The sequence below is a fragment of the Arthrobacter sp. KNU40 genome (genome assembly GCF_051515115.1).
In the GTDB taxonomy this organism is placed as follows: Bacteria; Actinomycetota; Actinomycetes; order Actinomycetales; family Micrococcaceae; genus Arthrobacter.
The window spans coordinates 3,674,815-3,701,796 of record NZ_CP195850.1 but is presented as its reverse complement, the minus strand read 5'-3'; the positions used below and the strand labels follow the sequence as shown (position 1 = coordinate 3,701,796).

Annotated in this window: 18 protein-coding genes; 13 read left to right on the top strand and 5 right to left on the bottom strand. The window is 62.8% G+C overall.

From position 1 onward, the window contains the following. Positions 1-64: 64 nt before the first annotated feature. From mtrA to secA, 7 genes are all read left to right on the top strand, one after another. Positions 65-739 carry an MtrAB system response regulator MtrA gene (gene mtrA / locus ACSKT0_RS17175; RefSeq protein ID WP_236811907.1) on the top strand — a complete coding sequence of 225 codons (675 nt, stop codon included), beginning with the start codon at positions 65-67 and terminating at the stop codon, positions 737-739. Next, positions 711-2,741, top strand: coding sequence for an MtrAB system histidine kinase MtrB (gene mtrB / locus ACSKT0_RS17170; RefSeq protein WP_437770839.1), 2,031 nt, complete (start codon positions 711-713; stop codon positions 2,739-2,741). Before mtrA ends, mtrB begins: the two co-directional genes overlap by 29 nt. 71 nt (positions 2,742-2,812) lie before the next feature. Next, positions 2,813-4,474: an LpqB family beta-propeller domain-containing protein gene (locus ACSKT0_RS17165; protein WP_437774063.1), complete on the top strand. Its 1,662-nt coding sequence runs from the start codon at positions 2,813-2,815 to the stop codon at positions 4,472-4,474. Between the two features lie 142 nt (positions 4,475-4,616). Next, a complete protein-coding gene (locus ACSKT0_RS17160) occupies positions 4,617-5,558 on the top strand; it encodes a ComF family protein (protein WP_437770838.1) in 942 nt (313 codons plus the stop codon). Between the two features lie 125 nt (positions 5,559-5,683). Further along, positions 5,684-6,409, top strand: a complete 726-nt coding sequence (gene hpf, locus ACSKT0_RS17155; RefSeq protein WP_234748144.1) for a ribosome hibernation-promoting factor, HPF/YfiA family — start codon at positions 5,684-5,686, stop codon at positions 6,407-6,409. 32 nt (positions 6,410-6,441) lie between these two features. Next, positions 6,442-7,683: a winged helix-turn-helix domain-containing protein gene (locus ACSKT0_RS17150; RefSeq protein WP_437770837.1), complete on the top strand. Its 1,242-nt coding sequence runs from the start codon at positions 6,442-6,444 to the stop codon at positions 7,681-7,683. A 134-nt stretch (positions 7,684-7,817) separates the two neighbouring features. Beyond that, positions 7,818-10,562 carry a preprotein translocase subunit SecA gene (secA, locus tag ACSKT0_RS17145; RefSeq protein WP_437770836.1) on the top strand — a complete coding sequence of 915 codons (2,745 nt, stop codon included), beginning with the start codon at positions 7,818-7,820 and terminating at the stop codon, positions 10,560-10,562. Positions 10,563-10,701: 139 nt separating this feature from the next. Here the strand turns inward: secA and ACSKT0_RS17140 are convergent, their stop codons facing one another. Both ACSKT0_RS17140 and ACSKT0_RS17135 read right to left on the bottom strand, forming a co-directional pair. Continuing rightward, the gene (locus ACSKT0_RS17140) at positions 10,702-11,214 is read right to left on the bottom strand and encodes an Rv3235 family protein (RefSeq protein ID WP_437770835.1); all 513 of its coding nucleotides are present in this window, start codon (positions 11,212-11,214) and stop codon (positions 10,702-10,704) included. Between the two features lie 69 nt (positions 11,215-11,283). Continuing rightward, positions 11,284-12,069, bottom strand: a complete 786-nt coding sequence (locus ACSKT0_RS17135; protein ID WP_437770834.1) for a LysM peptidoglycan-binding domain-containing protein — start codon at positions 12,067-12,069, stop codon at positions 11,284-11,286. Positions 12,070-12,213: 144 nt separating this feature from the next. Here ACSKT0_RS17135 and ACSKT0_RS17130 point away from each other — a divergent pair, with 144 nt between their 5' ends. Next, positions 12,214-12,786 (top strand): hypothetical protein, encoded by a 573-nt coding sequence (locus tag ACSKT0_RS17130; protein ID WP_437770833.1) that lies wholly within the window; start codon positions 12,214-12,216, stop codon positions 12,784-12,786. A 46-nt stretch (positions 12,787-12,832) separates the two neighbouring features. On the opposite strand, the gene ACSKT0_RS17125 is transcribed toward ACSKT0_RS17130, so the two are convergent. Then, positions 12,833-13,048 (bottom strand): helix-turn-helix domain-containing protein, encoded by a 216-nt coding sequence (locus ACSKT0_RS17125; protein WP_059387549.1) that lies wholly within the window; start codon positions 13,046-13,048, stop codon positions 12,833-12,835. Positions 13,049-13,200: 152 nt separating this feature from the next. On the opposite strand from ACSKT0_RS17125, the gene ACSKT0_RS17120 reads away from it, so the two are divergent. From ACSKT0_RS17120 to ACSKT0_RS17105, 4 genes are read left to right on the top strand one after another with little or no spacing between them, the layout of a single operon-like run. Further along, the gene (locus ACSKT0_RS17120; protein ID WP_437770832.1) at positions 13,201-13,845 is read left to right on the top strand and encodes an SAF domain-containing protein; all 645 of its coding nucleotides are present in this window, start codon (positions 13,201-13,203) and stop codon (positions 13,843-13,845) included. Beyond that, positions 13,842-15,155, top strand: coding sequence for an AAA family ATPase (locus tag ACSKT0_RS17115; RefSeq protein ID WP_437770831.1), 1,314 nt, complete (start codon positions 13,842-13,844; stop codon positions 15,153-15,155). The genes ACSKT0_RS17120 and ACSKT0_RS17115 overlap by 4 nt, the downstream gene beginning before the upstream one ends. A gap of 57 nt (positions 15,156-15,212) precedes the next feature. Further along, entirely contained in the window at positions 15,213-20,066 is a 4,854-nt protein-coding gene (locus ACSKT0_RS17110) for an NAD-glutamate dehydrogenase (RefSeq protein WP_437770830.1), read from the top strand. Positions 20,067-20,096: 30 nt separating this feature from the next. Next, positions 20,097-21,566 (top strand): sensor histidine kinase, encoded by a 1,470-nt coding sequence (locus tag ACSKT0_RS17105; protein WP_236811889.1) that lies wholly within the window; start codon positions 20,097-20,099, stop codon positions 21,564-21,566. A gap of 130 nt (positions 21,567-21,696) precedes the next feature. Here the strand turns inward: ACSKT0_RS17105 and ACSKT0_RS17100 are convergent, their stop codons facing one another. After that, the gene (locus tag ACSKT0_RS17100; RefSeq protein WP_003804966.1) at positions 21,697-21,945 is read right to left on the bottom strand and encodes a WhiB family transcriptional regulator; all 249 of its coding nucleotides are present in this window, start codon (positions 21,943-21,945) and stop codon (positions 21,697-21,699) included. 228 nt (positions 21,946-22,173) lie between these two features. On the opposite strand from ACSKT0_RS17100, the gene ACSKT0_RS17095 reads away from it, so the two are divergent. Then, complete coding sequence (locus ACSKT0_RS17095) at positions 22,174-22,671, top strand: hypothetical protein (protein WP_437770829.1); 498 nt, start codon at positions 22,174-22,176, stop codon at positions 22,669-22,671. Positions 22,672-22,693: 22 nt separating this feature from the next. On the opposite strand, the gene ACSKT0_RS17090 is transcribed toward ACSKT0_RS17095, so the two are convergent. Then, positions 22,694-26,815, bottom strand: coding sequence for an FtsK/SpoIIIE domain-containing protein (locus tag ACSKT0_RS17090; protein WP_437770828.1), 4,122 nt, complete (start codon positions 26,813-26,815; stop codon positions 22,694-22,696). Positions 26,816-26,982 lie beyond the last annotated feature (167 nt).

Below are 26,982 nucleotides of genomic sequence, written 5' to 3'. Positions count from 1 at the left end.
CAGCGCGCCATGCCGTGATTGGGCTCAACGGGACAAAGGCTTGGGGATAAGGGAATATATAACTATGAAGGCACGCATCCTGGTGGTAGACGACGACGAAGCGCTGGCCGAAATGATCGGCATCGTGCTGCGGAACGACGGCTTCGACCCGGTTTTTTGCGCGGACGGCGGGCAAGCGCTGGAGGTCTTCCGGTCCTCAAAGCCAGATCTGGTACTGCTTGACGTGATGCTGCCCGGATCGGACGGCATCGAAGTGTGCCGCCAGATCCGCGGGGAGTCGGACGTCCCCATCGTCATGCTTACCGCCAAATCCGATACCTCCGACGTCGTACGCGGCCTTGAATCCGGTGCCGACGACTACGTGCCCAAGCCTTTCAAGCCGGCCGAGCTCGTTGCGCGGGTCCGCGCCCGGCTGCGCCCGGGAGACCAGAAGGCGCCCGAGACCCTGCGGATCGCCGACGTCACTATCGACGTGGCGGGCCACCTGGTGACCCGTGGCGGAGAGCGGATTTCATTGACGCCGCTGGAATTCGATCTCTTGGTCGCGCTGGCGCGAAAGCCCTGGCAGGTCTTCACCCGCGAACTGCTCCTTGAGCAGGTATGGGGCTACCGCCACGCTGCCGACACCCGGCTGGTCAATGTCCATGTCCAGCGCCTGCGGTCCAAGATCGAGCGTGACCCGGAAGCTCCCGAAGTTGTATTGACGGTTCGTGGTGTCGGATATAAAGCAGGCGCCTGAGTCTTCCACCGGCGAGCCCGGCACTGACCAAGAGGCCCCGGCCCAAGAGGCCCCGGCGGCCAAGGTCAAACATCCCGTCTCAGGACATCCTGTCCCGGAACACACGGACGCCCGGGCATTGAACCTCCCATGGATCCTGGAGCGTGCCCGCATCTGGACGCGCCGCGCCCTGATCCTGGCACTGCGTGTCTCCCGCCTTGTGGTGACCGGACTTCGCCACATCCGGCCGGGAATCCGGTACTTGTGGCGCGCACTGCTGCGCCGTTGGCGGCGCTCGCTCGAATTCAGGACCGTCGCGGTGACGATTGTGCTGTCGATGGTGTCATTTGCGGTGGTCGGCGCGTACCTCTCGAACCAAATCGCGAACAACTTGTTCCAGGAGCGTTTGAAGCAAGCCGAATCCGAGAGCCGCTACTACGTCAAGCAAGTCCAGGACACCTTCGACGGTTCACAGGCCAACGACCAGTCAAGCGTCATCACCCTCGTCTACGACACGCTCAAAGCGGTGGAGGGCAACGGCTCGGTCATCCAGCGGCGATACGTCTTCGAAGCGATGCCCGAACAAACCAAGCCGCGCAACCGCTGGGTGGAATCGCGCGCCTCGGATCAGTTGACGGTCCGCGTCATTCCTCCGGCACTCCGCAAGTCGGTGCAGGAATCCGGCAAGGACCAGTACTGGGCTTCAACTGAGTTTCCCGTCGGCAACCAGGACCACCCCGGCATCGCCGTCGGAAACAAGGTCACGTTCAACGGCACGGTCTACGAGCTCTATCTCCTCTATGACCTGGATACCGCCCAACAAACCCTGGACGAAATCCAGAACGTGCTGTGGGCGGGCGGTGCCGCACTCATCCTGATGATCGGCGGTATTGCCTGGTATGTGACCAGGAATGTCGTGAGTCCGGTGAGCCACGCCGCCGTCGTCTCCGAAAAGCTGGCCGCAGGCCAGTTGCAGGAGCGGATGGTGGTCAAGGGCGAAGACGAGGTGGCCAGGCTGGGCGCCTCCTTCAACCACATGGCCGCGAGCCTGCAGGAACAGATTACCCAGCTCGCCACGTTGTCCCAGATGCAGCAGCGGTTCGTCTCCGATGTGTCACATGAACTGCGGACACCGCTCACGACCGTTCGGATGGCAGCCGAAGTGTTGTTCGATGCCCGCGATGACTTCGACCCCATCAACAAGCGTTCCGCCGAACTGCTTTACAACCAGGTGGAACGTTTCCAATCGTTGCTTTCGGACCTGCTGGAGATTTCGCGCTTCGACGCCGGGGCCGCGGTGTTGGACTCGGAACCGACGGACATCTTCCAGGTGGTTTCGCATGTCATCGACGGCGCCTCGCCCGTTGCCGCCGAGTATGGCTCCGAAGTGCGCCTTGCCTCACGCCACAAGCGCATCATCGTGGAAATGGACGCCCGCAGGATCGACCGCATCCTGCGAAACCTGCTGCTCAACGCCGTCGAACACGGCGAAGGGAAACCTGTCCACGTTTCCGTTGCTGCCAACCAGGAGGCAGTCGCCATCTCTGTGCGTGACTTCGGCATAGGGATGACCGCGGCAGAAACCGCGCGGGTCTTTGATCGTTTCTGGCGCGCCGATCCCGCGCGTGCGCGGACCACGGGCGGCAGCGGACTGGGACTTTCCATCGCCGCGGAGGACACCAAGCTCCACAACGGTTGGTTGCAGGCTTGGGGGCGCAAGGGATCCGGTTCCAACTTCCGGCTGACGCTGCCTCTCAAGAAGGGGGGCACCATCGTGAAGTCGCCGTTGCAGCTTGAACCCGCAGACATCCATCTACCGGGCGCAGCTCCTGAGCGCCAGATGCTCGTTTTGGATGCGGGCGAGCCGCAACTCGAGCGCGATTCGGCTGAGGACCCGAGGCCTGAAGGCGCTCCGGCACTGCCTCCGGCGCACCCGCCTGCACTGCCTCCCGTGCTGCCCGCCGTACTGCCTTCAGCCGGAAACGACGACGCCGACAAAACCCAAGGGGGGACGGCACCTTGAGTTCCCAACGCCCGTACCTGTCCCGGCGCCGCAACCTGTTAAGGGCAGTGATCGCCGTTCTTGCCGTCCTCATGGTGGTCCTGAGTTCCTGCGCGCAGATCCCGAGGTCCGGTCCGGTGGGAAAGAGCAAGGACGAAAGCGCGGGCAACCCGAACGCTCCCGTCTTCTTCCCTCCGCCGCCACACTCCGGCGCCACCCCGGAGTCCATCATCGAAGACTTCTATGGTGCAGGCAGCGGTTACGAGGGCGACTACGCCGTGGCCCGGCAGTACCTCACTCAGGCGCTGTCCGTCAGCTGGAAGTCCGACAAACGCACGCTCGTTTTCCGGAAGGCGACCGTCGTCAAGACCGGTGTGGAAAACGAGTTCAAGTACCAGCTGGACCTCGCCTACTCGGTCGACGCCGACGGCGTTGCGACGCAGTTCCCGGAAGGAACCACCGAGACAATTCCGGTGACCCTGGAACAGGTTGACGGCGAATGGCGGATCTCGGCCGTCCCGGACGGCACCGCGATCCCGGAAGAGACGTTCAAAGTCATTTACGCGGCCCAGCCCATCTATTTCTATGACCCCTCGTTCGCGTATGCGGTTCCGGATGTCCGGTGGTTCATCAAGAAGAACACTGTCAAAGCGATGACAAGCGCGTTGCTTGACGGTCCTGCGCCCTACCTCCAGGGTGCGGTCGTCAGTGCTTTTCCTTCGGGCATGAAGCTGGCCCGGGAGTCGGTGCCGGTAGTGTCAGGAGCAGCCCAAGTGGACCTTTCCGCGAAGGAGCTCGTGGATGCTTCTGCCGAGGACCGGCAGCGCATGCAAAACCAACTGACCCTGACCTTCAGAAGCCAGCCGGACGTGGTGAACGTCCAGTTGCGGGCTGACCAGGATCTTGTCCGGGTGGAGGACAACGGTTCGGTCCTGCCGCCCGTGCTTGAAAAGAATGCTCCTGCGCGCCAAATCGCCGTCAGCAACGAAGAACTCGTGCGCTACGAGAACAACAGGGTCTCGGCCCTCCCGGACATGCAGCCGGTAGCCGGACTGAACCCGAGCGCTCCCGCGGAGTCCCCGACGTCCCAGGCCGTGGCTTTCCTCAACGGCGCCGGAACTACCCTGTATTCGATGATTCCGGGCCAACCCGCCCGCCAACTGACAACCCGGACCACGCTGAGCCATCCCTCCTTCAGCCCGCAGGACTGGGTCTGGACCGCAGGTCCGGGAGCCAACGGCGCCACCGAGGTCGCGGCGTTCAAACCGTCAAACGTTCCTCAAGGCCAGCCCGTCCCCACGGTGACGATGACGCCGCCGTGGTTGGCAGGGCGGGTGGTGAGGGACTTCCGGATATCCCGTGAAGGGACGCGCGCGCTGGTGATTTCCGAGATGAACGGCAAGTCATCGGTGCAGGTGACCGGTATTGTCCGCAATCCTGACGGCACCCCCAAGGATCTGACTGCACCGATAACCTTGTTCGCTTCCGCTCCTGTTGATCAAGGGGTTTGGGTCAATTCCACGACAGTCGCGGTGATGAAAGCCTCGTCAACCGAGAATGTGGTTCCCGAGCTGTTGTCCTTGACCTCAAGCCAGCCGCAGCTGTTGCCTGCATGGCCGAACCTGACCACTATCAGCGCGGGCAATGGGCCGGAGCAGATTTTCGGACAGTCGGGCGCAGGCGTGTTCCAACGAGTGGGCAACGGCTGGGAATTGCAACTCAAGGGCCCGGTGGACCCTTCCTTTCCGGGCTAGTCCCCACCGCCTCCCTAACCTCGCTTCGCTCGGCCAGGGAACCCTGGCGGCGTGGGCCCAAGTTCCGACAACGTCGCCATTTGTTCTCCACATAGCGCGGTTGGGAGTGTTGGCCGCAGGCGAGGAGCCGGATGCTTGAAGTATGGGTACTGAGAGCCGTCGCGGCATGCGTGACCCTGACCTGGCTGTCCTCCCCGGTGACGGCGCGCGCCATCGGGGAGTCCATCCTGCCCGGCTGGCGAGGCTCGCGCAGGGCGCTGGCGAGGCCTTCGTCGAGTTGCTGGCCGTTCTGGCCCCGGTGGAATGTGTCTGCTGTGGTTCCGAGGATTCGGCGCTCTGCGGCACCTGTGCACGGCGCCTACGCCTGCTGTGCAACAGTCCATTCCGTGCTGAAGGACAGGCGCCAGCCTTGCTCACGGTGCAAGGGGACGTGATACTGCCCGTCGTCGCGGGAGGACACTATCGGGACGAGCTGGCCCAAGCCCTGCTTTCTTTCAAGCACCTAGGCCAGGGACGGCTGGCCTCGGTGCTCGCGCCTGCACTGGGCAGGGCCATCCGGTCTGCCGTAGGAGACAGGGCAGACATCTGCCTCGTACCCGTTCCCAGCAGCAACGCGGCCTTCCGGCGCCGCGGCTTCAGTCCGGTCCATCTCTTGCTCGGCCGACTGCGGGGCCTGGACGCCTTGCCTGGTCTGCACATGACGGATGCGTTGAAGAAGGCGCCCGGGTTTGGAATCCGAGGCTCCGGAAACCGGGGTCCGGGAAACGGGCAAAAGGGCTTGGGCCGCGGAGAGCGTGCGCGCCGTGTCCGCGACTCTATGACCGTCCGCCTCTTACACAAAGGTTCTTTGGAGGGTAAAGCATGCGTCATCGTCGACGACGTCCTCACTACGGGTGCAACCCTCGCCGAAGCCGCCCGGGCAGTAGCGGCGGCCGGAGGCGTGGTGTGTGGCGCGGTGGTCCTTGCGGCCACCCGGCCGCCGGCCGGTAGCGATCTTCCTGAGGACGGGCCGGACGCGCCGCCAGCACCGACTCAAACAAAAAATAAGTTACGAAAGGATGAATTACCAGTGGCGATGAACTAACGTCGGTTATGGGTACCAAGAACAGATGTACCTGTCGATAGCGGCTCGGAAAGGGGCTCGACTGTCCGTCAGACCAGCCCCGAGAAGCGCCCTTATCGTGTCACCTGAGTTGTTTGGAGGGCACCATGGAGTTCATGATCAGCGGCCGTAATCTGACCGTTTCGGATCGCTTCCGCGAGTATGCCGGCGAGAAGATATCAAAGATTGAATCGCTTGGGGACAAGGTCCAGAGGGTTGACGCGAAGGTTTCAAAGGAAACCAACCCGCGCCAGACACCGGGCCAGCTCACGGTGGAAGTGACAGTTCTGGGCCGGGGCCCTGTGATCCGGGCCGAAGCGAGCGCCGCTGACAAGTTTGCCGCCTTTGATCTCGCCTATAGCAAGCTGCTGGAGCGGCTCCGCAGGGCCAAGGACCGCAAGAAGGTCCACCACGGCCGCCACACCCCCAAAGCCGTTCGTGAGGCTACTGCGACGCTTGAGCCTGCCAGCGCGAGCGAACCCATTTACGTAGAGGCCAGCAACCACCAGGAGCCAACGACGCCACCGGTTGAGACCTCGCCCTACGACGTCGACAACGACATTCCGGCCGGTGATTCCCCGGTCCTGATTCGTCGCAAGGTTTTCCCCGCCGCTTCGCTCACCCTTGATGATGCGGTGGACAACATGGAATTGGTGGGCCACAATTTCTACCTGTTCGTGGACAAGGAAACCAACACGCCGTCGGTCGTCTACCGCCGCCGTGGCTGGACATATGGAGTAATCACTCTGGACTCCACATGCGAACCAGGAGACGAACCCGTGGAGGAAAAGATCCACGCTTACCGTTCGAATGACCAAGCCGCCACAGCATAGGCCGCATTCGTCATCCCCCTGAAAGGACTGGCATGGCCGCTTCGCTGAGCCTGTTGCAGGCACGGCGGATTGCATTGGCAGCCCAAGGACTGGACAAGGAACGGCCCACCGGCCCCGTGACTTCACGGACGGTGGGCCGTACCTTTGCCCGCCTACAGGTGGTGCAGATCGACTCCGTCAATGTCCTCTCACGCAGTCATTACCTTCCATTCTTCTCAAGGCTTGGCAACTACGACCGAAGCATCCTTCATGCGATGGCCGGGCGGAGTCCGCGGCGCATGATGGAATACTGGGCGCACGAGGCGAGCTTCATCCGCCCGGAACACTTCCAGGATCTGCTGCTGTGGCAAAACCGTGCGTGGGTAGGCGCGGCCCACTTGGAACGCGGAATCCGGGAGGACATGGCTCACCGGATCCTCGACGCCCTCGCAACCGGGCGGCCCATGACTGCCGCGCAATTGACGGCGCACCTGGGGCACCAGGAGGACCGGCAGCACGATAACTGGGGCTGGAACTGGAACCTGGTCAAAAGGGTTTTGGAGCACTTGTTTGAAGAGGGGCTAGTGACGGCCGCGTCGCGGACAGAGCAGTTCGAGCGCCGGTATACGCTGACATCGCGGCTTCTGCCGCCGGGATCGCCTGCGGTGATCGCTCGCTCAGGAGCACTCCCGGATGGCGGCTCCGAGGAGTCGATCGCGGCCATGGACCGGCTGATCGACGCGGCAGCCCAGGCTCATGGCATCGGAACAATCCGATGCTTCGCCGATTACTTTCGGACTCCAGTGAAGGCCGCTGCGGCATCGATCGACAGGCTCGTTGCCGCCGGCCGCCTGGAACCGGTCACGGTGCGTGGATGGGACCGGGCTTTGTACCGGCATGAGGACGCCCGGCTTCCCCGGTCCGCCACGGGCCGCGCGCTGCTCAGCCCGTTTGATTCACTGGTCTTCGAGCGTAGAAGGCTTGAGGAGTTGTTCGGCTTCCATTACCGGATCGAAATCTACACGCCCGCGCAGAAGCGCAAGTTCGGCTACTACGTGCTGCCTTTCCTCCTCCGGGACGCCGTGGTCGCGCGCGTGGATCTCAAGGCCGACCGCTCGGCCAAGCAGCTTCTGGTGCGTGCCGCCCACGCCGAGCCGGACGCCCCGGCCGACACCGCCGTCGAGCTTTCCGCAGAGCTGCGGCTTATGGCCGAGTGGCTGGGGCTCGACGACGTCGTCGTGTCACCGATGGGCGATCTCTCGTCGGCGCTTGCCGCGGCAGTGGCCCGCAGCTGAGGTCCAGCGGCCTCAGGCAGCGGCCCGCAGGCGCCGGCGCTCCGCTCTCAGGGAAACGGGGCCGCGTGGCGTTGGTCTCTCCCGTAGACTGAAACCGCCAGAATTCGGCAGCTTGAGACTGGGAGCAACTTTACGTGGCATCACTTATCGAAAAACTTCTCCGCACGGGTGACAAAAAAACCCTGAGGCAACTGCGGACCTACGCCGATTCCATCAACGCCCTCGAAGACTCCTTCAAGACCTTCTCCGACGCAGAATTGCGCGAGGAGACGGACAGGCTGCGCGCCCGTCACGAGGACGGCGAGAAGCTGGACGATCTCTTGCCGGAGGCATTCGCAGCCGTGCGTGAAGCTTCCTCCCGCACCTTGGGGATGCGCCACTTCGATGTCCAGCTCATGGGTGGGGCCGCTCTTCACCTCGGCAATATCGCCGAAATGAAGACCGGTGAAGGAAAGACCCTTGTGGCCACCGCTCCGGCCTTCCTCAACGCACTGACCGGCAAAGGCGTGCACGTCGTTACAGTCAACGACTACCTCGCCGAATACCAGTCCGAACTCATGGGCCGCGTCTATCGCTTCCTTGGCCTGAGCAGCGGTTGCATCCTTTCGAACCAGGATCCCGAAGTGCGCCGTCAGATGTACGCGGCAGACATCACCTATGGCACCAACAACGAATTCGGCTTCGATTACTTGCGCGACAACATGGCGTGGGACAAATCCGAGCTCGTGCAGCGCGGCCACAACTACGCGATTGTCGACGAAGTGGACTCCATCCTCATCGACGAAGCCCGTACCCCGCTCATTATTTCCGGTCCGGCCCAGGGCGACACCAACCGCTGGTACAGCGAATTCGCCAAGGTCGTGCAGCGTCTCCAGACTGAAATCGACTACGAAGTCGACGAAAAGAAGCGGACGGTCGGTGTTCTCGAAGCCGGTATCGAGAAGGTCGAGGACTACCTCGGCATCCAGAACCTGTATGAATCTGCCAACACCCCGCTTATCGGCTTCTTGAACAACGCCATCAAAGCCAAAGAGCTCTTCAAGCGGGACAAGGACTACGTCATCCTGGACGGCGAAGTCCTCATCGTTGACGAACACACCGGCCGTATCCTTGCCGGACGGCGTTACAACGAAGGCATGCACCAGGCGATCGAGGCCAAGGAAAACGTCGAGATCAAGGCTGAGAACCAGACTCTCGCCACTGTCACCCTGCAGAACTACTTCCGCATGTACTCCAAGCTCTCGGGCATGACCGGTACCGCTGAAACTGAAGCAGCTGAGTTCATGAGCACCTACAAGCTTGGCGTGGTGCCCATTCCCACCAACCGGGACATGCAGCGCATCGACCAGTCGGACCTCGTGTACAAAAACGAAATCGTGAAGTTCGAAGCCGTCGTGAAAGACATCGCGGAACGGCACGAAAAAGGGCAACCCGTGCTCGTCGGTACCACCAGCGTGGAGAAGAGCGAATACTTGGCCAAGCTGCTTGCCAAGGAAGGCATTCGGCACGAGGTCCTGAACGCAAAAAACCACGCACGTGAGGCCGCCATTGTCGCGCAAGCCGGACGCAAGGGCGCCGTCACGGTTGCTACCAACATGGCCGGCCGTGGTACTGACATCATGCTGGGCGGAAACGCCGAGTTCACGGCCATCGCCGATCTGGCAAAACGGGGCCTGGACCCTGAAGAAAACTCCGAGGAGTACGAGTCCGCGTGGCCGGAAGCACTCGAAGCCGCCAAGCAGGCAGTCAAGGACGAGCATGAGGAAGTGCTTGAACTTGGCGGGCTTTACGTACTGGGCACGGAACGCCACGAATCCCGTCGAATCGACAACCAGCTCCGTGGCCGCTCGGGCCGCCAGGGCGACCCGGGCGAGTCCCGCTTCTACCTGTCGCTGACCGATGACCTCATGAGGCTCTTCAACTCCGGTGCCGCCGAGCGCCTGATGAACAGCTCCGTGCCGGACGACATTGCCCTCGAATCCAAGCTCGTGTCCCGTGCTATCGCTTCGGCCCAGGGCCAGGTCGAAGGGCGGAACGCTGAGCAGCGCAAGAACGTCCTCAAGTACGACGACGTCCTGAACCGCCAGCGTGAAGCCATCTATGGCGACCGTCGCAGGATCCTTGAAGGCGACGATCTGCACGAAAAGGTCCAGTTCTTCCTGGAAGACACCATCAACGCCCTGATCGACGCCGCGACGGCGGAGGGAACCGGCGATGATTGGGACTTCCACCAACTGTGGACCAACCTCAAGACGCTCTACCCGGTAACCGTCACAGCCCAGGACATCATTGACGAAGCCGGCGGCAAGGCCCGCGTGTCCGTTGAATTCCTCAAAAACGAGATCCTTTCGGACGCGCAGCTCGTATACAAGGAGCGGGAAGAAGCCATTGGCGCCGAGAACATGCGCGAGCTTGAGCGCAGGGTTGTCCTCTCGGTCCTTGGCCGCAAGTGGCAGGAACACCTCTATGAGATGGACTACCTCAAAGAGGGCATTGGCCTGCGCGCCATGGCCCAAAGGGATCCCCTGGTCGAGTACCAGCGTGAAGGATTCACGATGTTCCAGAGCATGATGGAAGCCATCCGCGAGGAGAGCGTTGGCTTCCTCTACAACCTGGAAGTGGAAGTAACGCCAGCCGAAGACGTGGTGGTGGTGGACGGCAGCCCTGAAGGCGGTCACGTGGAACATCACGATCCACAGATCCGCGCGGCCGGGCTCGAAGCCCCGGAAAAGCCTGTTCAGCTGCAGTACACGGCGCCGGGTGAAGACGGAGCGAGCCAGACCCGCGTTGAGGGTCGGGCCTCGGGTCGCTCAGGCAAACCCGCCAAGGCCGCCGCCGATGACAAGCAGCGCGGATCCAACAAGAAGAAACGCCGCTGACATCGCGATTGCCTGACGCATGTAGCTGACGCCGCAACCGCCGGACATGTCAAACGAACGGATGCCTGCAGCGAAAACGGAGAGGGACCAGAACACCAGTTCTGGTCCCTCTCCGTTTTGCTGCTTTTGAACCCCGCCGTCAGCCGATTTCGAGGGCGGTGACTTTCCACGCGCCGTTGCTCTCTTCAAGCCTCATGGCTACTGCCCGGGAGCGGAGTTCTTCCGAGACAACCAAGCTGGCCTCGTACACTCCGTCGTTTACAGCGCAGACACGCACGGAGCGGACCATCGGACTTCGGTGAACGCGGGATTGCCCGCCTTGGGACTTGGCAGCATGGGCTCGCGTCAGTGCTGCCCGGTGTTGCAGCGCGACGAGGCATCCGGGGTCCAGAGTTCGTGAGAGCTGTTGCGCCGGCCGGGTGCCGGCAAGGACTTCGACCGCGGCTTGGGCGATGCTGCGTGCCAGTGCGCGGATTTCGCCGTCGAGGCTGCGGATCTGGGCCGCTTTGCGGGCAGAAGACGGCCCCCTTCCGGACGGCCCGTCCGTTCGGGATTTGGCCGGGGGTGAAGCCACGATTGAACGTGAGGCAATCGACGAAGTCGCCTGGACGACTGCATTGGGCAGGCTTTGGACGGCTGGTGATGCGCTCATGTGCTTCCTCGGTGACGAATCGCTGGTGGGCGGCGGGTGGTGGTGGTTCGGATGGTGGAGGCTCGAGTGCTAGTTGGGCGGTGGTTGCAGGATCTGACCCGGGACAAGGAAACCCGGGTCGTTTCCGATCACATGCCTATTTGCGGCATACCACTTCGGCCAGTGGAGGGCGACGTCGACATCGCTGGCCATAGGGCCTAGCTGCCGGGCGGCAATCGACCATAGTGAATCTCCCCGCTTCACCACCACTTCGCCTTGATTTGGCGACGCAGACTGTTCCGCGGCGCGCTGTGGCCCTGTACCCAGAAGCCCCGGCTCGGCGACAAATGCGCGGGGTTGCCAACGGGGGTCGATCTCCGACGAACCTGACTCAAGCGAGGGCATGACTGGGAGATGGGGAGAACGGCTCGAGGCGGGTGTCCATTGGACAGATATGTCGCTCGACAAGAGTGCGCCGTTTGCCGGGCTCCACGCTGGTTCAAGCTGTGCCGGTGACGCATTCGCCAGGGGGATTCCCACGAGATTCACGCCCAGAATCGCAACGGCCAGCCGGCACATGAAGGCAGGGCTGAGTTTGGCGGTGGCACTCGCGCAGCGGTCCTTTCCCGCTTGCCGAAGAAGCGCGGCCGCCATTGCCAGGAGGAACGTCGCGATCCACCAGGCTCCGATCCCCAGACCGGCGGCGGTTGCGATGAATCCCAGGAGGTCTTCGAACGTGGGTTCCTGGAGTCGTCCTGCTGCGGAGTGCCATCGGTCGATCAAGATCAGTCCAGCGACAGCGAGCAAGAGAGCGAGCACAAGGATGGTCGCCGCCATCGCAACATCGTTCCGAACGGGTCTGTTCGTCTGTTCCATGGGTTCCCCTTACCCAGTTGATACCATTTGATGCTGTTTGACAACGATTGATCTATTTTGACCACAAACAGTGGCATTTGTCTAGCAGTCTGGTGCCGATGAAGAAAGATTGACCATCGAGGGGTGCCCGCTTACGCTGACGCAATGCGTTGGGATGCTCTGTTTGAAGACATGGAGGCACAACTGGCCTCTGAACGATTGCTGGGACTTGAATCCGAAATTTCAGAGCGAGCCCGGGTGGAGCTGGCCGGAATCGAGGTCTCCGACAGGCTGCGTGGAGCAATCGGCCAGAAGATTGATGTGACGCTCCGGTCCGGCACGCGGGTGTCCGGGACGCTCAGCCATGTCGGCGGCGAATCGTTGGTCCTTGACGAAGGTCGCCACCAGTGGTTGGTGCCTGTCACGGCCGCATTGGCGTATCAGGGCCTGGGCCGGCACGTGCGGCAAGGTCAATCGAAGGCGTCACTGCGGCTCGGCTTGGCCAGTGCTCTCCGAATGCTGGCCCGCGACAGGGCAGAACTGGCGGTTCATCTGCTTGAGTCGGCGCGGGAGGAACGGACCATGAGCGGCGTCATTGATCGCGTGGGCAAGGACCACTTTGATCTCGCCGTCATGTTGCCGGGGGAAGTCCGCAGGTCGCGAAACGTCGTGTTTGTGGCGACAATTCCGTTCCAGGCCCTAGCAGCGCTGCGCTCATTGCGGGGCCAGGACTTCTAGCCCGGCCAACCTCCCCGCCGGCGCAGCCTGGGGCGGTGGGCAAAGATCAGGAGGACTTGGACTTGGCCTCTTGGATGATCCTGCTCGCCTCGGCGTAGCGTTCCTCGATGTACTGCTCCAGCATCTTCTCTTCGACGCGCCACTGGCCCCTGCCACCCACTTGGATCGCCTTGAGCTCTCCGCTTCGCACGAGAGCGTATGCCTGCGGCGAGTTGATCTGAAGCTGTTCGGCGACATCAGCGAGGGTGAGGAATCGGGGCATGCATCCATTTTGCCACTGTTCGACCCACTTGCCGGTGTTATCCACAGCTTGACGCAATTTGGGCATTTAGCTTTCGGAAGGGACGCCCTTCCGGTCAGAATAAAGGCCACCGAACGTCGACGCGGACAAACTATGCAAACGGGGGAGCAAGGATGGGTGCAACTACCGCGGCCGCTGCAGCGCGGCTCAGGAAACCGTCATGGAGGGATCCGCGACTATTGGTGGGGATTCTCCTCGTCTTGGCATCGCTGGCCGGAGTCATCGCCCTCGTTGGAACCGCGGACCGTACCACTCAGGTCTATGCGGCGCGCGAGTCGATTGCCGTGGGCCAGAGAGTCAGCAAGGACGATCTTGCGGTCGTCAAAGTCCGGCTCGACGACGTTGAGTCCAGTTACGTGACTCTGGCTGACGGTCTGCCCGAAGGAAAAGTCGCCGTTCAGAGAATCGCCAAGAACCAACTCGTCCCCCGGGAGAGCCTGGGGGCCGCCGATTCCCTGGACCGTAAACCGGTGGCGATCGCGATCCAGGAATCACTGCCTTCGCAGGCTGTGGCAGGATCCCGGGTTGACGTCTGGGTAGCACCCCCCGACGCGCGCAACGGTTTCGGCACGCCGCAGCTATTGTTGCCGGGTGCGGAGATCGCCCAGGTCACGGAGGGCGCCTCCACCCTCGGAGCGTCCAAGGAGAAGGTGGTTCTTGTCCTGGTGACCGATGAGCAGATGCCGAAACTTCTCGGAGCGCAGGCGAACAAAGCGAAGATTGCTGTGGTTTGGAACCCGGGCGGTGCGGGCAAGTGAGTATCCCGGTTGTCACGGTCGGGCAGTCCCGGGAGGATTTGGTCGGGGGACTCGAGCGGCTCCACGGACCGGTGACTGTGGTGCGTCGGTGTGGCGAACTCGCGGAACTCCTGGCCGCTTGCCAAAGCGGTCTCGCGCGCGCGGCGGTCATCGCCGAAGGCGCTCAGGAACTGACGGCGTCGCTGGTCGACCGGCTGGCGGCTGTCGGAGTCTCCGTTGTTGCACTGAGCGACGACCCCGAGGAGTCGGGCCGCCTGTGGAGCATCGGCGTCGTGACCGCGTCGCTGGATGTAGATTCGGCAACGCTGGCTTCCAGAATCTCCGATGCAGTAGGCCAGATGCCCGGACATGGACGGCGACGCTCGGAGTCCCGGGATTCCGGGTTTGCGGACACTGCCGCAGAACTCCGTCCCACCGATGCGCCGGAAGAACCGGAGCAGGCCCCGGCCGGGGCTGGCCGGATCATCGCAGTCTGGGGGCCCACCGGGGCGCCGGGCAGGACTCTTGTGGCTGTCAACATTGCCGCAGAGCTGGCGGCCGAAGGCAAATCAGTGATCCTTCTCGATGCAGACAGCTACGGAGCCAGCGTCGCAGCATCGCTTGGTTTGCTGGACGAATCCGCCGGACTGGCGCAATCTTGTCGATTGGCGGACCAGGGATTGCTGGATGCTGAATCCCTCAAGCGGATCGCCGCGCCGGTCTTCGCCAAAGCCACGAGTTTCAGGGTTCTTACCGGCATTACCCGCGCGGACCGGTGGCCGGAGCTCCGGGCCGCCGCGCTTTCGTCGGTACTTGAACTCTCCAAGGCGATCGCGGACGTCGTCGTGGTTGATGCAGGTTTCTGCCTTGAAGCGGACGAGGAACTCAGCTTCGACACCATGGCCCCTCGACGCAATGCAGCAACGCTCCGCAGCATCGAACTGGCGGACACCGTTTACGCCGTCGGCGCGGCCGATGCCGTCGGGGTTCCGCGCCTCGTACGGGGCCTCGCTGAGCTTGAACGGGCAGTCCCGCATGCGGCTCCCCGCGTGGTCTTGAACAAGGTCCGGGCAGCATCGGCTGGCCGCTCACCCGAACGTGAACTCCGCGAGGCATGGGAGCGGTACGGCCCCGGTCATGGCATCGAGGTATTCCTTCCATCCGATCCTGAAGCTTGCGACGCTGCCTTGTTGTCCGGCGCTGTCCTCTTCGAAGCTGCGCCCGAGTCTGCGTTGCGGCTCGCAATCGCAAAAATGGTCTGTGCACCCGTCCAGCAAAATGACAAATCCTCTGTCATTTATTCCAGAGCAAGGCATCGTCTAAAGCGTTAGGCTCGCCATGTGGGCTGCAAGGACGCAGCAATTGAGATGTGATGGAGGCGTTTGTCGATGTCGTCAGGATCCAGCGTGGAGGATCGTTCTAAACCTGCAGTAGTCCGGGAAGGGTTCTTCGGGGACTACTACGAGCATCTCGCAGAGGAGGACGCCCGCGGATACGCTGCCGAGCAATTGACCTCCAGGGCAGCGGCACACCGCGAAGCGGGGCAGAGCCGCAAGCCGGGCACTGCCAATGTCAGGATTGCCAACGAGGGTGATCGCAGCGTTCTGTACATCGTCACGGATGACATGCCGTTCCTCGTGGACTCGGTGAACGCCGAACTCGTTCGTCAGAACTGCGCTATCCGGCTCGTCATGCACCCGCTCTTCGTGGTTTCGCGTGATCACGTCACCGGCGATCTGTCCGGCATTGCCCGGGTGCCGTCGAACATCGGCATCTCAAGCGGTGACACCGCGGCGATGCCGAATATCGCCCATCTGATCTCGCAAGGTGACAACGTCTCCCACATGGAGTCGTGGATCGCCGTCGAAGTTGACAGGGTGGCCGACGACTTCCAGAAGGAGCTCGTTGACGGAATCCACCGCGTCCTGAACGACGTCCGGGCCGCCGTCGAAGACTGGCCCAAAATGCGCACGAAGGCGCTCGAGCTGGCATCGTCCCTGGACAAGGTGGCCCACCCGGAAGACATCGCGGAGCTCAAGCAAGCGCAGGACCTCCTGCGCTGGTTGGACAACGGCAACTTCACGTTCCTCGGTTACAGGGAATACGACCTCATCACCGAGAACGGTGAAGACGTCCTTGAGTTGCGCGAAGCGAGCGGTCTGGGACTCTTGAGGGCGGGGGACCACCCCCACCAAATCCAGCACCTTACCGACGCCGGACGCCGTAAGGCTCGCGAGAAGCGTGCCCTGGTGATCACCAAAGCCAACTCACGGTCCACCGTGCACCGCCCCGCGTATCTGGACTACATCGGTGTCAAGAGCTTCGATGTTGCGGGCAACGTCAACGGTGAGCGCCGCTTCATCGGCCTGTTCGCCACGAGCGCGTACACCGGTTCCGTAAGGAACATCCCCATCGTTCGGGAAAAGGTCGACGCCGTGCTCCGCTCGGCCGGGTTCCCGCAGGACTCCCACTCCGGCAAGGACCTCGTCGGTATTCTCGAGACCTACCCGCGTGACGAACTCTTCCAGATCGAGACCGAGGACCTGGCAGCGACGGCTTTGGGCATCCAGCGTCTGCAGGAGCGGCGCCGCACGAAGCTCTTCCTGCGCCCGGACATCTACGGACGGTTCATGTCGGCACTGGTCTACCTGCCCCGTGACCGCTACACCACCAACGTCCGGCAACGAATTGAGCAGGAACTCCGCGAGACCTTCGAAGCCGAGAGCATTGACTACGAGGCCCGGATCACGGAGTCCGCACTCTCAAGGGTGTTCTTCCGGATCCGGCTGCCGCGCGAAGCTGAGCTCCGCGACGTCGACGCCGGTGAACTCGAAAAGCGGCTTGTCCGGGCCTCGCGGTCATGGGCTGAAGGTATTGCGGAGGTGCTCCGCGAGAACACCAGCGGTTTGGATGCCGAGCGATTGTCAGCCCTGTGGGCGGATGCGTTCCCCGCCGGCTACCGAGTCGACTACGAAGTCGAGGACGCCCTCAAGGACATTGAGCGTTTTGAGAAGTATGCCGCCACAACCGACCGCGACGCCGTCGCAGTCCAGACGGTCCCCGGAGTGCATGTCTACTTGCCCAACGGCGCCGGTGAGCTGCTCGAAGAGGATGCCCGCGTCAAGCTCTACCTTTTGGAACCGAAGAGCCTGAGCCAGATCCTGCCCTACTTCCACAATCTTGGCCTTGAGGTTCTCGATGAGCGGCCTTTCGAAATTGAAACTGCCGACCACCGGGACTTCTTCCTCTACGACCTTGGCCTGAAATACCCCACCGGTGTCGATCCCGTGGCTACCGGCCAGCTCTTGGCGGACTCCTTCAGCGCCGCGGTGACCGGTGCGGTGGAATCCGACAGTTTCGACCGGCTCGTGCTCCGGGAAGGTATCCACTGGCGGCAGGTTGTCATGCTCCGCGCCTATGCGAAGTACATGCGCCAGATGGGGAACACCAACTCCTTCGAGTTCATTGCGGACACTCTTCTCGCCAACCCTGAGGTTGCCCGCGGCCTGATTGACCTCTTTGGGGCCCGTTTCGATCCTTCTTCGCCTGATGCCGCCCGTCCGGGCCGCCAGGAGGACGCGCGCGCCACACTGGCCGAAGCAATCGACCAGGTGGCCACGCTCGACGCCGACCGGGTACTGCGGACTTTCGTTAACCTCATTGAGTCGACGCTGCGCACTAACTACTTCCAAGGCAAGTCGTATGTGAGCTTCAAGCTCGATCCGACGACGATCGACGGACTGCCCTTCCCGCGGCCAAAGTACGAGATCTGGGTGTACTCGCCTCGCGTTGAAGGCGTGCACTTGCGCTTCGGCAAGGTGGCCCGTGGCGGTTTGCGGTGGTCCGACCGCCGCGAAGATTTCCGGACCGAGATTCTCGGGCTCGTCAAGGCACAGACGGTGAAGAACGCCGTGATTGTGCCGACCGGTGCAAAGGGCGGATTCTTCGCGAAGCAGCTTCCGGATCCGGCACTTGACCGTGCCGCTTGGATGGCCGAAGGCATCGAAAGCTACAAGACCTTCATCCGCGGACTGCTCGACCTCACCGACAACCTCGTGACCACGGCAGACGGCGAGAAGATTGTGCCGCCGTCGGACGTTGTCCGTCAGGACGACGACGATTCGTACCTGGTGGTGGCCGCGGACAAGGGCACGGCAACTTTCTCGGACACCGCGAACGGCCTGGCAGCCGAGTATGGATTCTGGCTGGGGGACGCATTCGCTTCCGGTGGCTCGGTAGGATACGACCACAAGGCCATGGCCATTACGGCCCGCGGTGCATGGGAGTCGGTCAAGCGCCACTTCAGTGAGCTGGACCTTGACACCCAGACTGAGGAATTCACCGTGGTCGGCGTCGGCGACATGTCCGGCGACGTGTTCGGCAACGGAATGCTGCTTTCCCGGCACATCCGCCTGCTTGCCGCCTTCGATCACCGCCACATCTTCCTGGACCCGACGCCGGATGCGGCTTCGTCCTTCGGCGAGCGGCAGCGTCTCTTCGAGCTTCCCCGCTCCTCCTGGGACGACTACGACCGCTCGCTCATCAGCGCAGGTGGCGGGGTCTACCCCCGCCAGGCCAAGGTCATCCCGATCTCGCCGGAAGTCCGCCGTGCCCTCGGCCTGCCGGACGGAACGGTTCAGCTGAGTCCTCCTGAACTCCTGCGTGCAATACTCCTGGCTCCGGCCGATCTCCTTTACAACGGCGGGATCGGAACGTACGTCAAGGCCAGCACCGAGTCCCACGCCGAGGTGGGAGACAAGGCGAACGACGTCATCCGCGTGAACGGACGGGAGCTCCGTGTCAAGGTCGTTGGCGAAGGTGGAAACCTCGGAATGACGCAGCGCGGACGCATCGAAGCTGCCCTGCAGGGCGTCATCCTGAATACCGATGCAATCGACAACTCTGCCGGCGTCGATTGCTCCGACCATGAAGTCAACATCAAGATCTTCGTCGACCGGATGGTTGCCGCAGGAAAACTGGATGCTTCCGAGCGCACATCCTTCCTCGCCGACATGACCGACGAGGTTGGACGCCTCGTGCTCGAAGACAATATCGATCAGAACATCCTGTTGCTCAACGACCGCACACGCGTCGCCGAATGGAGCCCGAGCTACGAGCGCCTGATGGACTGGCTCGAGAAGTCCGCCGACCTCAAACGGGACCTCGAAGCGCTGCCGACCACCGAGACGCTTCGCGAGCGGCTGGAGCAGGGCCAGGGCCTGACGTCACCGGAACTGTCCGTCCTCGCCGCTTACGCCAAGATCGAATTGGGCTCGGCCTTGCGGGACAGCGATCTGGCTGACGATCCTTGGTTCCGTAAGACGATTCGCTCCTACTTCCCGAAGCAGCTCCGAGAACGGTTCGACGCCGAACTTGACACGCATCCCTTGCGTCGCGAGATCATCGCGACCGTGGTGGCCAACGACATGATCAACCTGGGTGGCATCACCTTCGCTTTCCGCACCATGGAGGAGACTTCGGCTACCGAGGTCGCCGTCGCGAAGGCGTTCGTAGCCCTCCGTGAGATCTACGAACTCGATTCGATGGTGCGGGAGCTCAACGCCCTGCCTGCTTCGTTCCCCACGGAACACTGGAGCACCGTCCACCTCGACATCCGAAGGCTTCTTGACCGTGCCGTTCGCTGGTTGCTCAGCCAGGGCAACGCCTCGAAGCCGATCTCGGAGATCGTCGCGGAATTCAAGCCGATGATGGATCCGATGCGGGCCAGGGTGCTCGACTACTTGCGCGGCAGCGACAAAGAGCGGGTTACCGGCTGGCTTGAAAAGGCGCGCTCGTGGGGCCTTCCCGACACGCTCGCCCATCGCTGGGCCGAGCTATTCGAGAGCTTCGTGCTCTTGGACATCGCCAAGATCACTCACAGCCGCGACGCCCGTGTGGAAGAGGTCAGCCACGTCTACTACACGGTATTCGACCGCTTCCACGTCGATTCGTTGCTGGAGCGGATCACGGCACTCCCGCGCGATGACCGCTGGCAGGCGCTTGCCCGGGCGGCCCTGCGCGACGACCTCTACTCGACCGTAGCGGACATGACGACGTCGGTGCTCGAATCGACCGACGCCGGCCTCGACGCCGAGGCCCGTTTGCGGGCCTGGGAAGGCCTCAATGCCGAGCAATTGGGCCGCGCGAAGAGCATGTTCGACGAGGTCAACGCGCTGGAGGCCGACGACATGGCTTCTCTGTCGGTAGCATTGAGGCTCTTGAGGTCAATCGTTCGACGCTAGGGACAAGCCCGGGCGTTATATGGAGGTGCAGTGGCAATCTTTACAGACCCCATCAGGGAGCACGCTGATTTCGGGCCTGGAGATGCCGAATGGCTGCACCTCCTGGTCGGCGACTGGCAGATGGTCGCCGACCTGGCGTTCGCGGACTTGGCCCTGTGGTTTCCGCATCCTGAATTCGGTTACATCGCGCTTGCTCACGTGAGGCCGTCGACGAGCCACACGGTGTTTCATGCGGACTTCGTCGGGGAAGGCATCCGCTCGGATCTGCGACCGATAGTCGACAAAGCGTGGTCCAGCCGTTCCATCGAACGCTCCAGCGAAACGAGCTGGAGCAGCGAGATGGCCCTGCGGGTTGAAGCGGTGCCCATGGTCAGGAACGGACGGACCCTTGCCGTCGTCACGTCGCATATGGACCTTTCCAGTTCACGGATGCCTTCCCGCCTGGAGCTTACGTACAGGCAATGCGCCTACGATCTGCTCCGGATGGGAACGCTGGGCCTCTGGCCGGACTTCGCTTCACCGACGGGTTCGCGCCGTGGCGCTCCCCGCGTGGGTGACGGCCTGATCAGGCTCGACGCCGACGGCATCGTGCAGTACGCGAGTCCGAACGGCGTCTCCGCATTCCGCCGCCTCGGCGAGGTGGAAACCTTGGAAGGACGGTCCCTCGCGGAAGTAACCGCAGGACTCCTTAAGGACCGGCGGATGGTGGACGAGACGCTGCCGCTGGTCGTTACCGGTCGGATGCCGTGGCGGAGCGAGATCGAGTCCCGTGGTGTCAGCTTGTCGTTGCGCGCGATTCCATTGCGCGACGAGAAGCATCGCTTCGGAGCCTTGGTTCTGTGCCGCGACGTGTCAGAACTGCGACGCCGCGAGCTCGAGCTGGTGACCAAGGACGCGACGATTCGTGAAATCCACCACCGGGTCAAAAACAACCTGCAGACGGTGGCTGCTTTGCTGCGCATGCAGTCGCGACGGATGGTCAGCGACGAGGCGAAACAAGGCCTGGAACAGGCAATGCGGCGGGTGGCGACGATTGCGTTGGTACACGAGACGCTTTCACAAGGGCTCACGCAGAGCGTCGATTTCGATGAACTCATTGGACGTCAGTTCCGGCTCTCGGCAGAAGTAGCGTCCCCTTCGCAACACGTCCGGACTGAGCGCGCCGGCCTGTTCGGCGAATTGCCGAGCGACTTTGCCACGCCCCTTGCGCTGGTCATCAATGAGCTCGTGACAAATGCCGTGGAACACGGCCTTGAAGGACGGGCCGGAACGGTCTGGCTGATGGCGGATCGTTCCACAGGGGAGCGCGGCGATGAACTCCTCACGGTGACGATCGCCGATGATGGCGTCGGACTGCCCGAGGGGTCGTATACCGAGGGTCTAGGCCTTCAGATTGTGCGGACTCTTGTCACGAGCGAGTTGGGTGGCAGCATCCAGTGGCGGCCGCGCGACGGCGGTGGCACCGCCGTCGAGATCGTCCTCAACTTGGTGCGGAGCTGACGCCGGCCGCTGGCGGCGCGCTCTATCTGTGACCGCGGTCAGAAATGCGAAGATGGCCCGGACCTATCGGTCCGGGCCATCTTCGTGTGTTCTCTTTGCCTCAGGCTCTGTGCTTCGCGGGCCCGGTCACTTAGGAAGCGCGGCGGGCGCGGGCGGCGCGTCGCTTGAGTGCGCGTCGCTCGTCCTCGCTCATGCCGCCCCAGACGCCAGCGTCCTGGCCCGATTCAAGGGCCCACTGAAGGCATGTGTCCACTACGGGACAGCGACGGCAGACACTCTTCGCTTCCTCGATCTGGAGAAGCGCAGGGCCGGTGTTGCCTACGGGGAAGAAAAGCTCCGGGTCCTTGTCAAGGCAGGCTGCGCGGTTACGCCAATCCATGCTGATCAGTCACTCCATTCGTGAGTACTAGTTAAGCCTTTTGTGAAAATATTCACGAGAGGCTTCATAGGAAAGGGGACCCATTGGGCCCCCTTGGTCGTCTGAGTCAAGCGTGTCATGTTAACGCCATGTAAACAAGGGGTTTTAGCGTTTGAAACCGTGAGCGATGCATCACATTGGCCACCGGTCTACTCACAGGTACTCGACTATGTCCGGTATTGTGCCAATGTGTCAAGACCCCCTCTGAACCCTAACCATGACCCAGCAACGCCCGGCGACGACGGCCAGAGGACCGGCAACGACAACATTGGCAGGTCATCCGGCGAAGGGCCGCGCCCTGTCGGAATCGTTATTATTTCCATTGTGGTTGTGCTGGAAGCCCTCGCACTGTTGACCGCCGGAGCCCTGTATGTATACGAGCTGGTGACCGGGGCTCCGGTGGCCTCATTCTGGGGAGCCGTGTTTACCCTTGGCCTTTTGCTGGCTTTTTCTGCATTGTTGTTTGCCGTAGGGCACTTCCTGTTCCGTGGCTACCGTTGGACCCGGGCACCCGCGTTGGTTGCGCAGCTGTTCGCCCTGACGATCGGGTTTCCCACCATGACCGGCGGACTGGTTCCTGCCGGCCTGGCCATGGTGGTGCCTGCTTTGGCCGGAATTGTCTTTTTGTTCGACAAGCGGGTCATTGCCTTTGCCTCCCGAGCGGGCGGATCCCGCGCCGCCCTTTGACTCTTTCATTTGGGTACGGCTTCTAGCCCGGAGCGGCGATCTGGACAGTGCGTGTTCGTCCATTCTCGATGAGGACAGCACGACCCGGAGGCGGCGCCTGATCGATGTCGGCGCGCACGCCAAAGAAATCTCCGGCCGCCGGCGGCCCATTGCCCAGGAGAATTCCGCTTCCGTGGTTTCGGGCCAGGGAAGCAAGGGGCGTCCGTTGCAGTAGGGCAGGACTGCCCGCAGTTGCCACCACCGGGAAACCGATACCAGGAAGTTCAGCCAGGAGGACGGCGGTTTCGCTGGCGAGGTGTTCGACGTCGTCCACGAGGGGGATGACTTCTGCTCCGACGAGCCTGCGGCTTGCTTCCCGGTGGAATTCGGCCCAGAAAGCGTCATGATCGGCCCCTTTGGGTGGTGTCCACCATTGATGGCCTGGATTGAGCATGGCCAAAGCAGCCAGAAACGACGACTTGCCGGAACCGGGGGTGCCGAGGGCGAGGAGGACGCCTGCGCGCGGCAGCGTGATCCAAGCAGGTTCTTGTTCATCCCCTCCAACTCCAAGGAGCACCGACCCGGGGACCCGGGCACGGGAAAGGGCAGTAGCATCGCTTCGGCCATCCGCAATGAGATCCGAAGCCCGGATGAATTGCGGCAAGGGATCCACCCGGATTGGGCGCCGTGCAGGCTCGGGGGGCACGCAGTACGGCCAAGCCGAGGTTGGCGGCGGCTCGACAAGCTGCGCAACTGCAGTGTCAACCCCGAGCAAGTTGCCACTTACGACCGCCCGACCCTTCAGGGGCTTCATTGCCGCAAAACGGGGCCACGCCAACCGCCCTTCTTCTGTGGTCCCGGTGGGAAAGTATGCGCGGTTGGGGATTGACGCGAACATGCGCGAGGCAGTCAGTTCGCGGTCGCCCGTGACAAGAAGAGCCAGTCCTGCCTTCTGTCCGTCGCGGACGATGGCGTGGACAACGTCTTCGGCCCAGGCCAGGGGTCCGGCGCGTAACTCGGAGACCCACGAACCCCAGTTCGAAATGACCAGCAAAAGCGGGACTTGCCCGGCGGCGGTTCCCCGGGATTGCCGCGCCGACATCTCAGCTACGAGCCTCTCCAGGATGCGAACGCCCCTTCTGATGTCGTTGGGGGAGGCAACGGCCCCCACGCGTCCCTGGGGGGCCACATCGGCCAATGAACCGTCACCGTCGAGGACATAGAGATGGAGCTCTTCGGCACTTCCAACAAGCTGCGCAGCCGCTGCCCGACACGTATCTTCAACTCCGCTTCCAGGAGGGCCAATGAGTCCAAGATTCCCGTGGACGAAAGGAGTCCAGCACAGGCCGGCACCCCGTTGTTGCGAGGGCAAATCTGCCAAGCCAAGGTAGGCAGTCGGGCCTGCCGGCGTACCGTTTGCCGCGTGCCTGCCGATCATTGCTGTGATGCCAAGGGATTCGGGAAGCGGGACGGACTCTGGAAGCGGATGCGCAACAGGTCTCCTAAGCGGTGTACTCGCCTGTATGTCCCAAACCCGCTTGATTGCCTTGATAATGGGGCGGGCGGCTTCTGCTGGCGTTGCAGTCGCACCTTGAGTCTCCGCCAACGCGGTTTCAGACGAACCGCTGAAGCGGAGCGACCCCGCTGCCGGCAACGAAATGGCCTTTGCGTGCGGCTGGGCCTTTTCGCTGCCCGAGAGGGTTGCTGACTGAAAGGGCTCGGCATCTTCCACTCCGCGAACCATAAAGGCGCGACCCGGCAGGGACACCGGAATCGAGGCCGCTGCCGGCGAGTTGATGACGTCCCGGGATTCCATTTCCGATTGGACGCGAAGTGCAATGCTGGTGGTGACGTTGGCCCGGATGTCCGCACTGAGTGCACCCTGCGGACGTTGTGTCGCCATGATCAGGTGGATGCCCAGAGACCGGCCCACGGTGGCGATCCGCATCAATTCGGCCAAGGCATCCGGGGCGTCTTCAATGAGCATCCTGAATTCGTCGATGACGAGTACCAGACGGGGCAGTACCGGAAGGTGGCTTCTCCGACCCGCCGCGCCCCCGCCCCTGGTTCCTGCGGCTTTGGCCCAATACGCGGGCAAATCGGGGACACCGGCCTTCGCAAGGCTCCCTTCCCGCATCCGAACCTCGGCACGGAGGGAGGAGAGGGTACGTTCAAGCTCGTGTTCACTGAGGTCCGTAAGCATCCCGACGCAGTGCGGAAGGTCTGCCAACGGCCCGAGCCCCGAACCTCCCTTGAAATCAACAAACAGGAAGTTGACCTTGTCCGGGCTGTGGGTCAGCGAGGTCGCGGCCACGATCGTGCGCAGAAGCTCCGACTTTCCTGATCCCGTAGTTCCGGCAACGAGGAGGTGCGGGCCGTCCGAAACCAGGTCCAGCGACCGGGGCCCGTCGGCTCCTCGCCCGATAACCGCGGATAGCCCTCCGCGTGCTGAAGAAGCGCTCCAGCGGGCCGCGATGCTCGAGGGCTCAGCGGGAAGCAATTCGGGAAGTTGGCAGGTAGAGGGGACAAGCGGCGCCCTTTCTTTCGGTAGACGGGGCAATCTTGCCAATGAGCGGCAGTAGCGGTCGAAGACCGGGTGCGGCACAAGGTCAGGGTCAAATTCCGTCTCTGAATGACACGAACGAAGGATTGCGCGCTTGTTCCAGAGCTCGACGGCGGAACCGCTTTCGTCGCCCCTCGCGGTGCCTTGGAAGATTCTCCAGCCGGACTCGATCGCCGCCAGCCGGAGTGGGTCGACGGCGGGATCACGTTCGGGTCCCACCAGAAGCAGTGCTCCCGGTTTATCCGCGAGCGCGGAAAGAGCAGCCGCGGCTGAAGAGGCGTCCGTGGTCAACGTGATGCCGGGGAGGAACCGGGCGCTTGACGGCAAGTGGGCTAGCGGTCCGTGTATGAGGACGGGAGCGTTGCTTGCGCCGGGAAAAGCTGCCAGCTGCATGAGCAGAAATCTGAACATTCCTTGCACCTTGGCTTCCGGTCCCGTGAGGGAAACGGCCTGGGTGGAGGGATCCAGAACTACCGGAACGGGGCCCAGCTGCGGTGGCTGAAAGCCCGGGTCTGCGGGATCGAGGGCAACCCTGGCGTTCTGCTGACAGGTGCCGAGCCGGAGCCACACATCGCGGCAACCCGCCGTTCCTTTGGTTGCGCCCGAGGCTTGCACCGTGCTGGCTCCTTGAGCTGTGCCGGATCCTTGCGTTGTGGTGGTTCTTGGCAGCGCCAGCCGCATTCGCCCGTGTTCCTTTGAGGGTAAAGCTGCCGAGTTGACGGCGAAGGCGAGCTCAGCGGCGGACGGTGAACACCGCCGTCGTCGGGCCCGGTCTTGTTCGACTGCCGCCGCGATCGCGGCAGCCAGAATGCGGCGCCCGCGTCTCCCCGAAATTGCAGGTGCGAAGACCGCGATCGCAGAAATTGCCGTGAATCCGAGGAACATCCACATGCCAGTGGCCAGAGCCATTCCAACTCCCAGCAGTAAGGGGAGCCCGGCCGTGAGGAGAAGTTGCGTGCGGCTGCCCGCATCGTGGCGCCGCGGGACCAGGATCGGCTCGGCGACGTCCTGGCCGGCTGCCCCCAGCGACTCCGCTCCGTATTCTTCGTCACCGAAGACAATTGACATGACCGAGCCACCACATCGGATCCTGGAGGCGGTCGAGACATGGGCGGAGCGGACTTTGCGTCCATCCACCACCGTTCCGTTCGCGCTCCCGTTGTCCCTTATGGTGACCGCTGTCTCGGAGATCGTCAGGACTGCGTGATCCCGCGAAACATCAGGATCCGGGAGGCAGACATCGGCATTGCTCCGGCCGATCCTGTATTTGCCCCTTTCCAGCGGTATGACCAGGCCCGCGGCCGGACCTGCGTGCACCAGCAACGACAACGCCGCGGGATTGCGATAGCGATCACGGGTGTCTTGCGCCTCCGAATCGGCCCGGCACACCAACACAGCCCCCGACATGAGCGGCGCCGAGCCAACGGTGAGACCGCCGAGCGGCAGTCCCTCGACTGCAAGTTTTCCAGATCCGAACTCCGCCGCGACGGCGGCCTCGACGACGGCGCCAGGGGTGCCGTTGCCCGCGGCTATGGTCAGTTCGATGGGTCCGCCTTGCCGTAACGCCAACGGGCCCCAGACGAGGGTGCAATGGAATGCCACTGTGTCCGCTCCTTCGGTTAGCGAGGCTTCTGTTCGTCCACGATATTTGTGATGACTACCCCGTGTTCCACGCCAGTTGACGTATGTGGAAAACGCTGCACCTGTCAGGGCTGGCAGGGACCGGCCCGAAAATCGGCGCGCCATCTCGGGTAGGCTTGACCTGCAGC

Excerpts from the sequence above, each read along its gene's own strand:
- mtrA (WP_236811907.1), top strand. The coding sequence starts at position 65 with ATGAAGGCACGCATCCTGGTGGTAGACGACGACGAAGCGCTGGCCGAA.
- ACSKT0_RS17140 (WP_437770835.1), bottom strand. The coding sequence starts at position 11,214 with ATGAGCGCATCACCAGCCGTCCAAAGCCTGCCCAATGCAGTCGTCCAG.
- ACSKT0_RS17100 (WP_003804966.1), bottom strand. The coding sequence starts at position 21,945 with ATGGATTGGCGTAACCGCGCAGCCTGCCTTGACAAGGACCCGGAGCTT.
- ACSKT0_RS17165 (WP_437774063.1), top strand. The coding sequence starts at position 2,813 with ATGGTGGTCCTGAGTTCCTGCGCGCAGATCCCGAGGTCCGGTCCGGTG.
- ACSKT0_RS17150 (WP_437770837.1), top strand. The coding sequence starts at position 6,442 with ATGGCCGCTTCGCTGAGCCTGTTGCAGGCACGGCGGATTGCATTGGCA.
- ACSKT0_RS17110 (WP_437770830.1), top strand. The coding sequence starts at position 15,213 with ATGTCGTCAGGATCCAGCGTGGAGGATCGTTCTAAACCTGCAGTAGTC.
- ACSKT0_RS17130 (WP_437770833.1), top strand. The coding sequence starts at position 12,214 with ATGCGTTGGGATGCTCTGTTTGAAGACATGGAGGCACAACTGGCCTCT.
- ACSKT0_RS17135 (WP_437770834.1), bottom strand. The coding sequence starts at position 12,069 with ATGGAACAGACGAACAGACCCGTTCGGAACGATGTTGCGATGGCGGCG.
- ACSKT0_RS17120 (WP_437770832.1), top strand. The coding sequence starts at position 13,201 with ATGGGTGCAACTACCGCGGCCGCTGCAGCGCGGCTCAGGAAACCGTCA.
- ACSKT0_RS17160 (WP_437770838.1), top strand. The coding sequence starts at position 4,617 with ATGGGTACTGAGAGCCGTCGCGGCATGCGTGACCCTGACCTGGCTGTC.
- hpf (WP_234748144.1), top strand. The coding sequence starts at position 5,684 with ATGGAGTTCATGATCAGCGGCCGTAATCTGACCGTTTCGGATCGCTTC.
- ACSKT0_RS17125 (WP_059387549.1), bottom strand. The coding sequence starts at position 13,048 with ATGCCCCGATTCCTCACCCTCGCTGATGTCGCCGAACAGCTTCAGATC.